Annotated in this window: 14 protein-coding genes; 7 read left to right on the top strand and 7 right to left on the bottom strand. The window is 63.0% G+C overall.

The window, feature by feature from the left end; genetic code table 11:
* Window positions 1-26: 26 nt before the first annotated feature.
* The 3 genes from CWE16_RS08555 to cobO are packed head-to-tail and all read left to right on the top strand — an operon-like array spanning window position 27 to window position 2,569.
* Window positions 27-1,211 carry a site-specific integrase gene (locus CWE16_RS08555; protein WP_131594645.1) on the top strand — a complete coding sequence of 395 codons (1,185 nt, stop codon included), beginning with the start codon at window positions 27-29 and terminating at the stop codon, window positions 1,209-1,211.
* A 9-nt stretch (window positions 1,212-1,220) separates the two neighbouring features.
* The gene (locus tag CWE16_RS08550) at window positions 1,221-1,889 is read left to right on the top strand and encodes a class I SAM-dependent methyltransferase (protein WP_131594643.1); all 669 of its coding nucleotides are present in this window, start codon (window positions 1,221-1,223) and stop codon (window positions 1,887-1,889) included.
* A complete protein-coding gene (cobO, locus tag CWE16_RS08545) occupies window positions 1,886-2,569 on the top strand; it encodes a cob(I)yrinic acid a,c-diamide adenosyltransferase (RefSeq protein WP_131594641.1) in 684 nt (227 codons plus the stop codon). Before CWE16_RS08550 ends, cobO begins: the two co-directional genes overlap by 4 nt.
* 8 nt (window positions 2,570-2,577) lie before the next feature.
* Here cobO and CWE16_RS08540 read toward each other — a convergent pair whose 3' ends face one another.
* Complete coding sequence (locus CWE16_RS08540; protein WP_131454795.1) at window positions 2,578-2,763, bottom strand: hypothetical protein; 186 nt, start codon at window positions 2,761-2,763, stop codon at window positions 2,578-2,580.
* 133 nt (window positions 2,764-2,896) lie between these two features.
* On the opposite strand from CWE16_RS08540, the gene pyrH reads away from it, so the two are divergent.
* The 3 genes from pyrH to CWE16_RS08525 are packed head-to-tail and all read left to right on the top strand — an operon-like array spanning window position 2,897 to window position 5,320.
* Complete coding sequence (pyrH, locus tag CWE16_RS08535; RefSeq protein ID WP_131454466.1) at window positions 2,897-3,604, top strand: UMP kinase; 708 nt, start codon at window positions 2,897-2,899, stop codon at window positions 3,602-3,604.
* A gap of 8 nt (window positions 3,605-3,612) precedes the next feature.
* Window positions 3,613-4,161: a ribosome recycling factor gene (frr, locus tag CWE16_RS08530; RefSeq protein WP_131454467.1), complete on the top strand. Its 549-nt coding sequence runs from the start codon at window positions 3,613-3,615 to the stop codon at window positions 4,159-4,161.
* Window positions 4,162-4,171: 10 nt separating this feature from the next.
* The gene (locus CWE16_RS08525) at window positions 4,172-5,320 is read left to right on the top strand and encodes an NAD(P)/FAD-dependent oxidoreductase (RefSeq protein WP_131594639.1); all 1,149 of its coding nucleotides are present in this window, start codon (window positions 4,172-4,174) and stop codon (window positions 5,318-5,320) included.
* On the opposite strand, the gene CWE16_RS08520 is transcribed toward CWE16_RS08525, so the two are convergent.
* From CWE16_RS08520 to CWE16_RS08495, 6 genes are all read right to left on the bottom strand, one after another.
* Window positions 5,317-6,816, bottom strand: a complete 1,500-nt coding sequence (locus CWE16_RS08520) for an FAD-binding domain-containing protein (RefSeq protein ID WP_131594637.1) — start codon at window positions 6,814-6,816, stop codon at window positions 5,317-5,319. The genes CWE16_RS08525 and CWE16_RS08520 overlap by 4 nt on opposite strands.
* A gap of 62 nt (window positions 6,817-6,878) precedes the next feature.
* The gene (locus tag CWE16_RS08515; RefSeq protein ID WP_131594635.1) at window positions 6,879-7,265 is read right to left on the bottom strand and encodes a Crp/Fnr family transcriptional regulator; all 387 of its coding nucleotides are present in this window, start codon (window positions 7,263-7,265) and stop codon (window positions 6,879-6,881) included.
* Window position 7,266: 1 nt separating this feature from the next.
* Window positions 7,267-8,439: a transaldolase gene (locus tag CWE16_RS08510; protein WP_131454471.1), complete on the bottom strand. Its 1,173-nt coding sequence runs from the start codon at window positions 8,437-8,439 to the stop codon at window positions 7,267-7,269.
* Between the two features lie 64 nt (window positions 8,440-8,503).
* Window positions 8,504-10,288, bottom strand: coding sequence for a peptidoglycan D,D-transpeptidase FtsI family protein (locus tag CWE16_RS08505; RefSeq protein WP_236629653.1), 1,785 nt, complete (start codon window positions 10,286-10,288; stop codon window positions 8,504-8,506).
* Between the two features lie 16 nt (window positions 10,289-10,304).
* Entirely contained in the window at window positions 10,305-10,757 is a 453-nt protein-coding gene (locus CWE16_RS08500; protein ID WP_131594629.1) for a hypothetical protein, read from the bottom strand.
* 85 nt (window positions 10,758-10,842) lie between these two features.
* Window positions 10,843-12,213 carry a CPBP family intramembrane glutamic endopeptidase gene (locus CWE16_RS08495; protein ID WP_131594626.1) on the bottom strand — a complete coding sequence of 457 codons (1,371 nt, stop codon included), beginning with the start codon at window positions 12,211-12,213 and terminating at the stop codon, window positions 10,843-10,845.
* Window positions 12,214-12,283: 70 nt separating this feature from the next.
* Between CWE16_RS08495 and CWE16_RS08490 the strand changes: the two genes are divergently transcribed.
* Window positions 12,284-13,612 carry a 2-carboxy-D-arabinitol-1-phosphatase gene (locus CWE16_RS08490; protein ID WP_131594624.1) on the top strand — a complete coding sequence of 443 codons (1,329 nt, stop codon included), beginning with the start codon at window positions 12,284-12,286 and terminating at the stop codon, window positions 13,610-13,612.
* Window positions 13,613-13,615: the final 3 nt, after the last annotated feature.

The following is a 13,615-nucleotide window of genomic DNA, read 5'->3' as shown; positions in this document are numbered from 1 at the left end:
AAGCCTGGAGGCGTCACCCGGACTGGATGGATCTGAGCAGCGCACTGACAACAATCAACGCTGACCTGGCGGCGCATGGCATCCGCCTGCGGATCGAACAGCGGGGGGAACGCCTGAATCTCCGCGGTCCCCTGCCCTGCCGCAAGGACTCCGCAACGCTGCGGGTGCAACGGCTGAGCCTTGGACTTTCCGCTGCTGAGGAGAACCTGCAGGAGGCTGAACGACTGCTGCAGATGGTGGATCTGCAGCTGAGGCGTAGCCAGTTCCGCTGGGACCAGTGGCAGAGCCCTGCCCGCCAATCCGCTACTCCCGAAGCACGCTCAGACCAGAACTCGCTCAACAGCCAATCGCTGAACAGCCAACTGAACAACTTTAAGGACGCCTTTTTCCGCGATCCGATCCGACGACGGGCGGCTGCCGGCAGCCGCAGCACCTGGACGGCCGCCTACCGCCCTTACCTGCGCCGGCTCCAGATGCTGGCGGAGAGCAGGCCGTTACCGCTGGGCGTCGAATTGCTGAAGGCCACCCTTGAGAGCTACGAGGAGGGCAGCCGCAGCAGACAGCAATGCGCCACGGCCCTCGCCGCCCTGGCGCGGCACTGCGCCATCACACTCCCCCAGAACTGGCGCGCAGAGGCCGGTGGCTACGGACTGCACCGGGCCCGCTTCCGCAGCCTGCCGACTGACGGGGAGATTCTCGAAACCTGCCTGCGGATTCCCAACCCCCGATGGCGACTGGTGTTCGGCTTGATGGCCACCTATGGCCTGCGCAATCACGAGGTGTTTTTCTGCGATCTCTCAGCCCTCGCCCCAGGAGGTGATCGTGTGATCCGCGTGCTGCCCACCAGCAAAACGGGAGAACATCAGGCCTGGCCCTTCCATCCTGAGTGGGTCGAGCGCTTAGGGCTGGAGCCCCTCGGCAGCGATGACTCGCTACTGCCAGCTGTCTGTACCGATCTACGCCGCACCACCCTTCAGCAGGTAGGACGCCGGGTGGCGGAACAGTTCCGGCGCTACGAACTGCCCTTCACCCCCTATGACCTGCGCCATGCCTGGGCAGTGCGGACCATTCACATCGGCCTACCCGACACAGTCGCCGCAAGAATGATGGGCCACTCCGTGGCGATTCACACCCGCACCTACCACCACTGGATCACCCGCCGTGACCAGCAGCAGGCGGTGGATGCAGCCTTGGCGCGCCACAGAGCCTGATCGGAATCCATGGCCTCACCTCTACGTCAGCTCGCCTACCGCCACCGCTGGATCTACGACAGTGTCACCGCGATTTCAGCGCTGGCGGTGGGAGGCGTTCCTCGGCTGCGTGCCCTGGGGTTGGAAGCCCTGCAGCCGCTGTTGCCCCAGCAGGCCACCGTGCTGGACCTCTGCTGCGGGAGTGGTGAAGCGGCCTCCCCCTGGCTGGCCTCCGGCTTTCAGGTGACGGGGCTCGACGTTTCACCCAGGGCCTTAGCACTGGCGGCCCAGCGACACCCAGCCTTAAAGCGGGTCGAAGGCCTTGCCGAAGACCCGCCACTGCCGGAGGCCAGTTTCGACGCCATCCAAATCAGCCTGGCGCTGCATGAATTCAGTCGCCAGGAACGGGAGAGGGTGCTGCGCAGCAGCCTTCGGCTGCTGAAGCCGGGGGGCTGGATCGTGATCGTTGACCTGCATGCGGCAGGTCCGTGGCTGCGCTTGCCCCAGAGGCTGTTCTGCGCCCTGTTTGAAACCGAAACGGCCCTGGCGCTCCTGGAGGACGATTTACCCCGCCAACTGACAACAATCGGCTATCGAAGCGTGGATTGGGAGTCGCTCGCAGGCGACGCGCTGCAACGGATCGTGGCGCAACGCGATCCTGCGGCCATGCTGCTCACAGACCAGGACGCGATGGCATGAATTCTGGAGCAACCCACGAGGGCAACACGCTCGATCAATCCGCAGAAGAACTCGGCATGGGGGGCGATCTCGCCCCTGAACGCGATGCGGAGGCCTACCAGGCGCGCATGCGTCGACGGCAGGAAGTGCAACAGCAACGCGTGCAGGAACGCTCCCTTGAAAAGGGTCTGGTCATGGTGTTCACAGGTCATGGCAAAGGCAAGACCACAGCCGCCCTTGGCCTGGCTCTGCGCACCCTCGGCCATGGCCATCGGGTCGCCATTGTGCAGTTCATCAAGGGTGGCTGGGAGCCTGGGGAAGCACGAGCCCTACAGACCTTTGGTGATGCCCTGAATTGGCACGCCCTCGGGGAGGGATTCACCTGGGAAACCCAGGATCGTGAACGGGATCGGCTGCTGGTGCAGGGAGCCTGGCGACAGTCACTCGACTACCTGCGCAGCGAAGAGCACCAGCTGGTGATTCTCGATGAGGTGAATGTGGCCCTGAAACTGGGTTACCTAGACCTTGAGGACGTGCTGGCCGGCGTGGATGCCAGACCGATCCTCACCCATGTAGCTCTGACGGGCCGAGGTGCACCCCAGGGACTCATTGAACGGGCTGATCTCGTGACGGAAATGACTCTGGTGCGCCATCCATTCCGCGAACAAGGCGTCAAGGCCCAGGCAGGGATCGAATACTGACGCAAGGTTCAGGAGCGGTTGAGATCGGCCTCCAGAAGGCTGGAGGCGGTGGTGAGCACAGACAAACCACTCACGAGCAAGGCCCGATGGACGATTGGGTCTCGCCAGCAGGCCGGATCGCGACTGGCCCGATCGAGCGCGGAAAGGGTGAGACGGGCCATCACACCGCTGCGAGGTTCCTGCTCCGCCGCCATGCACTGCTCAGCACTGCTCCATGGAAGCGATTCCAGGGGCGATTCACCAGCCCCTGGCCACTTCAGTTGCGAAGTCCCCACCGGAAGAAACGTTGAGTGGCTGTTGCTACTGTCAGCAAGATCTGGTGGATGCATGGCCTACGCGCGTGCCCTTCTCAAGCTCAGCGGCGAAGCGCTGATGGGTGATCAGGGGTATGGAATTGATCCAGCCATCGTTCAATCGATCGCCGAGGACGTGGCACGGGTCGTTGCCAGTGGCACCCAGCTGGCGATCGTTGTCGGCGGAGGCAACATTTTTCGGGGTCTCAAGGGATCAGCTGCTGGGATGGATCGAGCCACTGCTGATTACGTCGGCATGTTGGCCACGGTAATGAACGCGATCACACTCCAGGACGGCCTGGAACGCGCCGGTGTGCCGACCCGAGTGCAAACCGCTATCGGCATGCAGGAAGTCGCCGAGCCTTACATCCGCCGCAAGGCGATCCGGCATCTGGAGAAAGGTCGCGTCGTGGTGTTCGGCGCCGGCTGCGGCAACCCCTTTTTCACCACGGACACCACCGCTGCCCTGCGGGCTGCAGAGATCAGCGCCGACGTTGTCTTCAAGGCCACCAAGGTGGATGGGGTCTACGACAAGGATCCGGAGAAGCACAGCGATGCCGTGCGCTACGACAGTCTCACCTTCCAACAGGTCCTCAGTGGGGAACTGGCCGTGATGGACAGCACCGCCATCGCCCTGTGCAAAGACAACAACATTCCGATTGTGGTCTTCAATCTGTTTGAACCCGGCAACATCGGCAGGGCCGTGGCCGGTGAACCGATCGGATCCCGCATCAGCAACTAGAGAACGTCATGACTCAGAACGAGATCGAAGCCAGCATGCAGAAGTCGGTGGAATCCACCCAGCGCATGTTCAACACGATCCGCACCGGGCGGGCCAACCCCTCCCTGCTCGACCGCATCAGCGTCGAGTACTACGGCGCCGACACCCCCCTGAAGTCGCTGGCAACCCTCTCCACCCCCGACTCCCAGACGATCCAGATCCAACCTTTCGACATCGGTGCCCTTGGCGCGATTGAGAAGGCGATTGCCATGAGCGAACTGGGCTTCACCCCCAACAACGACGGCAAGATCATCCGCATCAACGTGCCGCCCCTCACCGAAGAACGGCGCAAGGAGTTCTGCAAACTGGCCTCCAAATATGCAGAGGAAGGGAAGGTGGCCCTTCGCAACATCCGCCGCGATGGCATCGACAAGGTGAAGAAGCTGGAAAAGGAGGGTGAGTTCTCGGAGGATCAGAGCCGTGACGAGCAGGACGGTATCCAGAAGCTCACCGACCGCTACATCTCCGAGATCGAGAAGCACCTCGCCACGAAGGAAGCCGACATCCTGAAGGTGTGAGCAGACACCTGTGACCGGTTCTGCATGGCGTAGCGATGCCGATGTGCTGATCCTGGGGGGTGGTGCAGCCGGCGGTGCTGCGGCCTTCCATCTGGCCAGCGCGGGACATCGGGTGGTCGTTCTTGAACGGGATCCCTCACCCAGGGTCAAACCCTGTGGCGGGGGCATGGCGGCGTCCGTGCAGCAATGGTTCCCCTTCCCACTCACCCCGGCGGTGGAGGAGGTGATCAACAGGGTCGATTTCAGTTGGTGCCTGGAGGATCCTGTGGTGGCGAACCTTCCTGGCTCGGCACCGTTCTGGATTGTGCGCCGCGAACGACTCGATCAGCTTCTCCTGGAGCAGGCCCAAGCGCAGGGGGCTGAACTTCTGCAGGGCTGGTCAGTGAAGGAGCTGGAGCGGAAGAATGAGCGTTGGCTGGTCCGCAGTGACGACGGCCAGGAATGTGTCGGCCGAGCCGTGGTGATTGCCGATGGTTCGAACTCCCCCTGGCCGGCGCGTTTCGGCCTGGGCCCCTCCAGCCTTCACACAGCACGCACCACCTCTGTGCGCCTTCAGGGTCGCGGAGCGCTGCAACCCGGTTCGGCCCGGTTCGAATTCGGCCTGGTGCACCACGGCTTCGCCTGGGCTTTTCCGATCGGTGACGGGGTCAATGTGGGGGTCGGCACCTTCATCGGTCGTCAGGACACCGACAGCGAGGCGATCCTGAAGCAACTGCTTCCGGATCTGGGTTTCGCTGCGGATGCGGGGCTACGCCAACAGGCTTCCTTGCGGGTCTGGAATGGCCATCAGCGCCTCCACGGCGAGGCCATCCTGGCGGTGGGTGATGCTGCCTCTCTCTGTGATCCCTTCCTGGCGGAGGGGTTGCGGCCCGCGCTGATGAGCGGGTGTGAAGCGGCGACCCATCTGGATGGTTGGCTCCGAGGCGAGAACCGCGATCTCAGCGGCTACAGCGCCGGCATGCGGCGACGCTGGGGAGACTCCATGGCCTGGGGTCGCCGGATTGCTCAGGTCTTCTACCGCTTCCCGAAGGTGGGCTACCAGCTGGGAATCAAGCGGCCAACAGCTCCCCAGCGCATTGCCCAGATTCTCTCTGGTGAGATGGGCTACGGCGACATTGCCCAACGGGTGATCCGCCGTCTGATGCTGCAGCGCGGTTAAATCTCTGCCCCCAGATCCAGGGTCAGCTGCTGGGCGCCTGCCCCCTCCAGGGTCCGGCGTGATCGACGTTTGCCCAAGGGCCGAAGCCCCGCACGCCGCGATCCATGGCGCTCCTGGATTGCATCAGCAAGCTGATCGAAACCGGAGGCGCGCCGAATCGCCCAGATACGATCGCGCGCCTCCCGGGCCGCAACCATTGGATCGACGATCGGCCGTGGATGGTCAGGGTTACCCCGCCAGGGTTCGTGCAGCACCACATCAGGAACTGCTGCCAGCTCTGGACACCAGCGACGGATGAACACCCCGTGCGGGTCATGGTCGAGCCCCTGCTTGATCGGGTTGTAGATGCGAATCGTGTTGATTGAAGTGCTGCCCGACTGCATCTGGCACTGACTCCAATGGATCCCAGGCTCGTAGTCCACGAACAACCGGGCCAGGTACAAACCGCTCTCTCGCCACGGAAGCCAGAGGTGGTAACTCGCCACTGACATCAACATCGCCCGCATCCGGAAGTTGAGCCAGCCATGGGCGATCAGCGCACGCATGCAGGCATCCACGAACGGCAGACCGGTGCGCCCCTCCGCCCAGGCCTGCAACCGCTCGGGGTGCGACGGACGGATGCCGCGCATGAAGGGGTGGAAGTCTTGGAATTCGATCGCAGGCTCGCTTTCGAGCTTCTGGATGAAATGACAATGCCAGTGCAGGCGGGAGCGGAACTGACGTCCACCGCGTCCCTGAATCGGCGCACTGGCCTGGACCACTTCCCGCAGGGACAGACAGCCCCAGGTGAGATAGGGCGAAAGCCTGGAACAGACCTCGAACGCGCTGAGCGGGCTGGAGATGCCACCGGCGTAGCGGTTCACACGACGACGCAGGAAGGTGTCCAGGGTCTGTTGTCCTTCACGACGACCGCCGATCTGACGATGGGGACAGGGATCGGAGCGCAGATGCAGATCGGCGGATGTGGGGATCGCCCCAGGGGCCAGGCCATCGAGCCGGAGCAGAGACTGCGGCTCAGGAGCAAGCTCGGCCCGCATCCGTGTCTCCCAGTGCTGTGCCCACCCCTGCCGCCGTCGCAACCCCCTGATCACCCCGAACTGGGGAATCTCCCTCCAGGGAATGCCATGCTCCCGAGCCCAGGCCGCCACCCGCCGATCGCGGGCGTAGCTCAGCGCATGGCCTGTTTCCTCATGGCTCCAGAGAGCCGCAATACCCAAGCGCTGCCGAGCCCGCTCAAGCACAGAGATCGCATCCCCCACACGCACCACAAGCGGTTGCCCGAGCTGCTGGAGTCTCTGGCGCAGATCTGCAAGCGCTTCAGCGCAAAAAGCCCACTGCCTGGCGGAAGCATCGGGCTGACGCCAAAACTCAGGCTCAACGATGTAGAGGGGAAGCACTGGCCCCTGCTGCAAAGCCTCAAACAGGGGCCAGTGATCAACCGTGCGCAGATCACGCTTGAACCAGACCAGCTGGAGGGGCCGGTCGTGATCCGGCATCAGCCTTAAAGCACCGGAAATGACCCTAGGAACAGAGCGCTCTGTTCAGCGGCTTCCCAGCTTCAGGCCTGGCCCTTGAGCTTGAGATCACGCAGCCGTTCATCGACGGAAGCGAGCAACTCGATCGCAAACATCGGGGCCTCCTGCACAGCAAACAGGAACTTCTCCCGGTTCATCTCAAGAAGCCGACAGGGCGTGACGGCGATGGCGGTGCCGAGCCGTCGGTGATCGCTCATCACGAGAGCACCAGCACCGAACACATGGCCCGCTTCGATCAGCTCGTAGCCCTCCGTGCCGGCATCGGTGTGCCAATTCAGCCGGACCGATCCCTCGAGCACACCAAACATTGATGTGCCCGAATCACCGGCCGCAAAGATCACATCCCCGGCATTGCAACTGCGAGATTCACCCTTGGCGGCAAGAGCTCGCATCGTATCGAGAGCGTTCATCTCAGGCGGTGGCCAGGGTGAGTGCGGCCCCGAAGCCCTGACGCACGTCCTCGGGAGTGAGGCGACCGTCATGGTCCTGATCGAGGGCATCGAAAACGGCATCACTACCGAGCCACTCGTCACGTGTGATCGAACCGTCGCCATTCATGTCATTGAGCATGAAGATCTCCTGAACGGCATGACGGAATGCCGCTCCCCCCTCCAGCTCGGCCAGTCGATGCGCCAGCTGCTGCTCGAGGGTCTCGATGGCCTTGCTGAAGCCCTTGATGCCCTCACCGAGCTTGTCAGTCGCCATGCGATCGGCACGCATGAGTTCATCAAAGCGATCACGATCCACATGGATCTGCTCTTCGCTGCTCACCGGATTGGAGCCATCAAGCTTGCGGGTGAGTAAGGCATCACTCTCACGCAGCTGATCAAGAAGCTTGGGTGAAATGGTGAGCAGATCGCAACCGGCCAATTCGACAATCTCATCGATGTTGCGGAAGCTCGCACCCATGACTTCGGTTTTGTAGCCGTAGGTCTTGAAGTAGTTAAAGATTCGCGTCACCGACAGCACGCCCGGATCCTCAGGACCGGGATAGAAGTCGCGGCCGGTATCGGCCTTGTACCAGTCGAGAATGCGCCCGACGAAGGGGGAGATCAGGGTGACACCTGCCTCGGCACAGGCCACGGCCTGACCGAAACCGAACAGCAGGGTGAGATTGCAATGAATGCCCTCTTTTTCCAGCACTTCTGCGGCCTTAATCCCCTCCCAGGTGGAGGCGATTTTGATCAGGACACGATCATTGCTGATCCCAGCATCGTTGTAGAGCCGAATCAGCTTGCGACCCTTGGCAATGGTGGCCTCAGTATCGAAGCTGAGGCGAGCATCAACCTCAGTCGACACCCGGCCGGGCACGATCTTGAGGATCTCCTTACCGAAGATCACGCTGATCTCATCGAGGGCCTCATGCACCACGTCCTCCACGGGTGCGTTCTCGCCGATCAGCTTGCGTGAGCAGCGCAAGGCTTCATCAATGAGGCTCTGGTAAGCGGGAATCTGTGCCGCTGCCAGGATCAGGGACGGATTGGTTGTGGCATCCCGAGGGGTGAACCGACGGATCGCCTCGAGATCACCGGTGTCGGCCACGACAACGGTCATGGCGGACAGCTGCTCGAGAAGTGAAGCCATGGGGCAAAGAACAGGCTCAATGCCCGTAACGTAGCGGCGGTTTTCGAACTGACAGCCCTCTGCGCTACTCGGGTGCTGCGTTGACCGCGACCTGGGGCGGAATCTGTTCCAACACCAGCAAGCCATCAATGATCTGCTTGGCCACAGGCACGGCAACGGTGGATCCATAGGCGTTGTCTCCCTGAGGTTCATCCACCACCACCACCACCACGAAGCGGGGGTCGTTGACGGGAAGGGTGGCCACGAAACTGCAGATCCGGGCCCCGGGGATATACACACCGTTGTGGGCTTTTTGAGCCGTCCCGGTTTTGCCCCCGATCCGGTAGCCGGGGGTTTTGGCTCCCTTGCCGCTGCCCTTATCCACCACCGACTCCATCCAGGCCATCACGGTGCGGGTGACCTCCGGTCGGAGCAACTGCTGACCAGACGAACGCCCCGAGCTGGCGAGGGCATCACCGGCGCGAAGACCACGCGTGATGTGGGGACTGACCAGCCGACCACCATTGGCAAGCAGGGCATGGAGCTGAGTGAGCTTCAACGGCGTGAGGGCGAATCCTTGGCCGAATGCGGCTGTAGCAGGCTCAATCGGCTGGGTTGTGAAGAGCTCCTTCGCTTTCAACTGGCCAGCCTGGGCACCAGGGAGATCCGTATCCGGACGGGTCTCGATGCCGAGTCGGTAAAGCCAATCCCAATAAACGGACGGTTTGAGATTGCGCATGGCCTGCACCATGCCGACATTGCTTGACACCTGAAGCACGGTGGGGAAATCAATCACGCCATTGCCCTGGCGGTCATGGTTGAAGATCGGCCAGCCACCGACCTGAAGCTGACCGGTGTCATTCACTCGACCGTTGGCTTGGATCACCCCCTCCTGAAGAGCGATCGCAAGATTGATGGGCTTGAAGGTGGAACCAGGTTCATAGAGATCCTGCACAGACCATTCCCGGAACCGTGCCGCAGGGAACGACCAGTAGCGATTGGGGTTGTAGGTGGGGGTGGAGGCAAGGGCAAGCAGCTCGCCGTTGCGCACATCCATCACGATCGCAACACCCTTGCGGGCCTTCCATTTCTTGACCTGAGCCGTCAGTGCCTTGGCAGCCAGCTCCTGCAGTCGAGCATCGAGGGTGAGCTGCAAGCGCAGATCATCTCCAAAGAAGACCCCGGGGCTGAGGCTGTCGGGCAGGGGCGTGCCGTCAGCACCGCGCCTCAGGCTTCGGGACTGCTCATGACGGCGTAGGTCTTCATCCCGGCTCTGCTCCAGACCAGCCTGTGGAACCCGCTCCAGATTGAGAAAGCCCACCACATTGGCGAAAAGGTCACCCTGCGGATAAACGCGATAGGGGTAGGCCTCAAGATCAAGACCACTAATGCCAAGCCGCCGGATCTCGGATGCGGTTTCAGGATCAATGCCCTCGGCGAGACGAATCCCCGAGGGACGATCACCGATTCGCTTCACGAGTTCAGCCATCGGCACCGCCAGTAGGCCGGAGAGGCGACGGGCCACCTCAAGGGGCGGGCGCACCCGCTGGGGGTCATCACCGGGGAAGTTGAAATAGCGGGGATGAGCCCAAAGGCGAAAGCGCTCCTCATCAAGAGCGACAAGACGACCGGAACGATCGACGATTGGACGCCGGGTTCCGAGCGGATCGGTGCGCTGGGTCTGCAAGGAACGCGCCCGAGCCTCAAGGTCCCGTGACTGCACCACCTGCAACCAGGCCATCCGCCCGCCCAGACCGATCAATCCCAGGCAGAGCAACGCATAGACAATGCGCATCCGACCTGCGGGAACCGGTTCAAGGTGAATCACCCGCTGGCGGGGACGCGCCGGCCTGCGCGTCCTCTCATCCATCGCCCTCGGCATCAGCTCAGTACCCCTGATGAATGGGCCTGTCCATCCAGGCACCGATCATCGCCAGATGATTCAGCGGTGGCTGACTCGCAGCAGCGGGCCGCTCTAGATAGACAAGATCCGATGCCTTGGTGGGAACCAAGGTGCGGGGAAGTCGCGCTTTTTCGAGAAGATGTCGCTCGAGCATCGCCGTGGATTCCGTCAAGCGATGGGACAGGGAGCGGGTGACTTCCAGCTGGCGGAACGCCATGGTCCAGCGGTGCTGCCAATGAAGGGTGAGGCCACTCAGCACGACCACAGCCAGGAACACGCCGAGCAAGGCCCCATCAGCTGCACGATGACAACTGGCTAGCAAGGGGGAACGCCGAGCCACCCTCTGGGCTGACATAGAGCCCTGAATCAGCTCAAAAGCCGCGTTAGCGCGACTGCGCTTATGGGCAGTCTCTCTGGGCTGGGGAACGGCGGTCACGGCAGCTGCCAACCAATGCGCCAGTGAACCACCTGAGACAGGCTGCTGCAAGCGGCAGACACCTGATCATCACAGGGGCTTTGGGCTAGCCACCCAGCAGGATCAGATTGAGGAAAGTGGCGCCGTTCCAGAAGGCGTGCATGACCACACAGGGCAACAGACGACCGCTGCTGAGACGCAGCAACGCCAACCCCAGACCAAGCACGAGCAATGGTGGCAACTCCCCGATGCTCAGATGCGCAACTGCAAAAACAAGACCGCTGAGAAACACACCCCAGCCGCGGCCGAGAGAACGCACAAGCACCGGCAGCAGCACCCCCCGGAAGACGGTCTCCTCAAACAGGGGAGCGAGCACGATGGCCGTGGTGGCCAGCAAGATCAGCGCAAGCGGATCCTGGCTGCGCAGCACAAGTTCGAGCAAGGGATTGCTGCCCCCCTGATCGCGGAGAAGACGCCCCATCAGCCAACCCGTGAACACCACCGGTGGCATCACCATGAGCCAGGCCCGTCCCCCCTGGATCAGGGACGTCCCAGCAGGACGGAGCCGCCACTGCAGCCAACCACCCTCAGGCCTTGTGGCCGGGTCCACACCCTTGAGCTGCTGGCGGATGATCAACAAGGGAGGCAGAGCCAGGGCGGCGTAACCAAACAGGACCGACACCGCCTGACCCAGGGGAGGAGCCAACCCCCGGGACAGCGCCGCCGTCACCGGACTCACCACCAGGGGCAGAAGCACCTCCCCGAGCACGACGAAACCACCCGCCACCAGGAGCACCATGTCAACGAGCGTCAGGGGCGGAGCCGTGAGCGCTGGCCAAGGGTTGAGCACCCCCCGCCAGAGCAGCCACAGATGACGCAGCAGCAGGCCGGCACCAAGCACCAGAGCGAGCAAGGGCAGCAATTCCGCTAGGACCAGACGACGGGCGACGGCCCTGGCGATCGCCGGCTGCCGGCAATCAACGGTGGTGCCACCAAGCGCCAGACAACTCAACTCCCGCAGGAGTGGATCGGCCTTGGGGTCAGCAAGCAGTTCTCGCTCCGACACCGACAACTGTGCGGACTGCGTGTCATCCACCAGAGCGCGCTGCAGTGGTTGCAGGTCAGGGCTGCCGAGCGGTGGTGCCAGCACAAGTCGCCGCTTGTCTGAGTCAGCCTCCAGGGAAGCCAGCAAAAGACGCTGCCGATCGTCCAGTCGATCGAGAGGGATCTCTCTTAGAGCATCCCGAAGGGTGGCCGCCGGATCGGTGCCGACCAAGAGGGAGCGCAGCGGACCCGGCAAGGCGGATCCGGCCAGCAAAGCCATCTCCTGCTGCTGGAGGGACAGGGCTGGCGCCACTGAGGGGCGACCGAGACTATCCAACAGTCCCACCACCCACACGGTCACTGCCAAAAGCAGAGAGAGAACGGCCAGAAATCCCTTGACGGGAGTGGTGCGTCCGAGCGGGGGCGTGGTCAACGGCCGGCGGCGACTGGCACTGATTCTCACCGGCCGCCCATACGATGGCCGCGCCTTCGCCCCTGATCCGGTGTCTCTGCGACTTCTCCTCGTTCGCCATGGCCTGAGCAGCTTCAACGTGGAACGCCGGATCCAGGGACGGGATGATCTGTCCAAGCTCACCAACGAGGGTGAAGCGCAGGCGAGGCGGACCGGCGAAGCCCTCCAGGAAGTGCCGATCGATGCGGTCTACAGCTCCCCGCTCCAGCGAGCGGCAGCCACCACCGCAGGCCTGCTCGCCGCGAAGGGCGGTGATCTCCAACCTGTGCTGGATGAGGGATTGCTGGAGGTGGACCTGGAGCCCTGGAGTGGTCTCACGGCCGATGAGCGGGCTGCCAGAGATCCAGAGGCCTACAGCGCTTGGCGCCTGCACCCAGAAACACTGGAACTCACCCGCAAGGACGGCAGTCGCTACCGGCCTGTGCCCGAATTAATGGAGCAGGCCCGCCACTTCCTGACCCGACTGCTCGAGAAGCACCCGGTGGATGGGAACGAAACCGTTCTCGTGGTGGGGCACAACGCGATCCTGCGCTGCCTGATCCTGGTGCTCCTGGGGGAACCGGAGCGGGGATTCCGACGCCTTCAGATCGACAATGCCTCCCTGTCGGTGTTCAACCTCACGCCAAAGGCCGATGGCCATCAGGTGCAGATCGAATGCCTCAACAACACCTCCCACCTCGGCCAGGCCCTGCCGGCGAAGGGCAAGGGCGCCCGCCTCGTCCTGGTTCGCCACGGAGAAACCAATTGGAACCGAGAGGGTCGCTTCCAGGGACAGATCGACATCCCCCTCAACCAGAACGGTCACGCCCAGGCGGAGGCCGCCAGGGCCTTCCTTGCTGACGTCTCTCTGCAGCGGGCCTACAGCAGTTCCATGTCCAGACCCCGTCAGACCGCAGAGGGCATCCTGCGCTCCCACCCAGGTGTACCCCTCACCGTGACCCGCGGCCTGGTGGAGATCGGCCATGGGCTCTGGGAGGGCAAGCTGGAAGCCGAAATCCAGGCGGAGTGGGGTGCCCTTCTCGAGGAGTGGAAGCGCACGCCGGAAACGGTTCAGATGCCGGAGGGGGAAACAATCCAGAAGGTTTGGGATCGCTCCGTCAAAACCTGGTCCACCATCGCCGACAGCCTCGAGCCTGAGGAGACCGCCCTTGTGGTTGCCCATGACGCGGTCAACAAAACCATTCTCTGCCAGCTGCTCGGCCTCAGCCCCGGGGACATTTGGGCGGTGAAACAGGGCAATGGTGGTGTGACCGTGGTCGACATGCCGGTCGATCCGGGCCAGCCTGCAGTGGTGACCTGCCTCAATCTCACCTCCCACCTGGGAGGCGTTCTCGATCGCACCGCCGCCGGAGCCCTCTGAGCT

Origin of the sequence: Synechococcus sp. BS55D (assembly GCF_004332415.1) — a bacterium.
GTDB lineage: Bacteria > Cyanobacteriota > Cyanobacteriia > PCC-6307 > Cyanobiaceae > Synechococcus_C.
The sequence above is the reverse complement of the archived record's forward strand: the minus strand, read 5'-3'. Positions and strand labels throughout refer to the sequence as shown.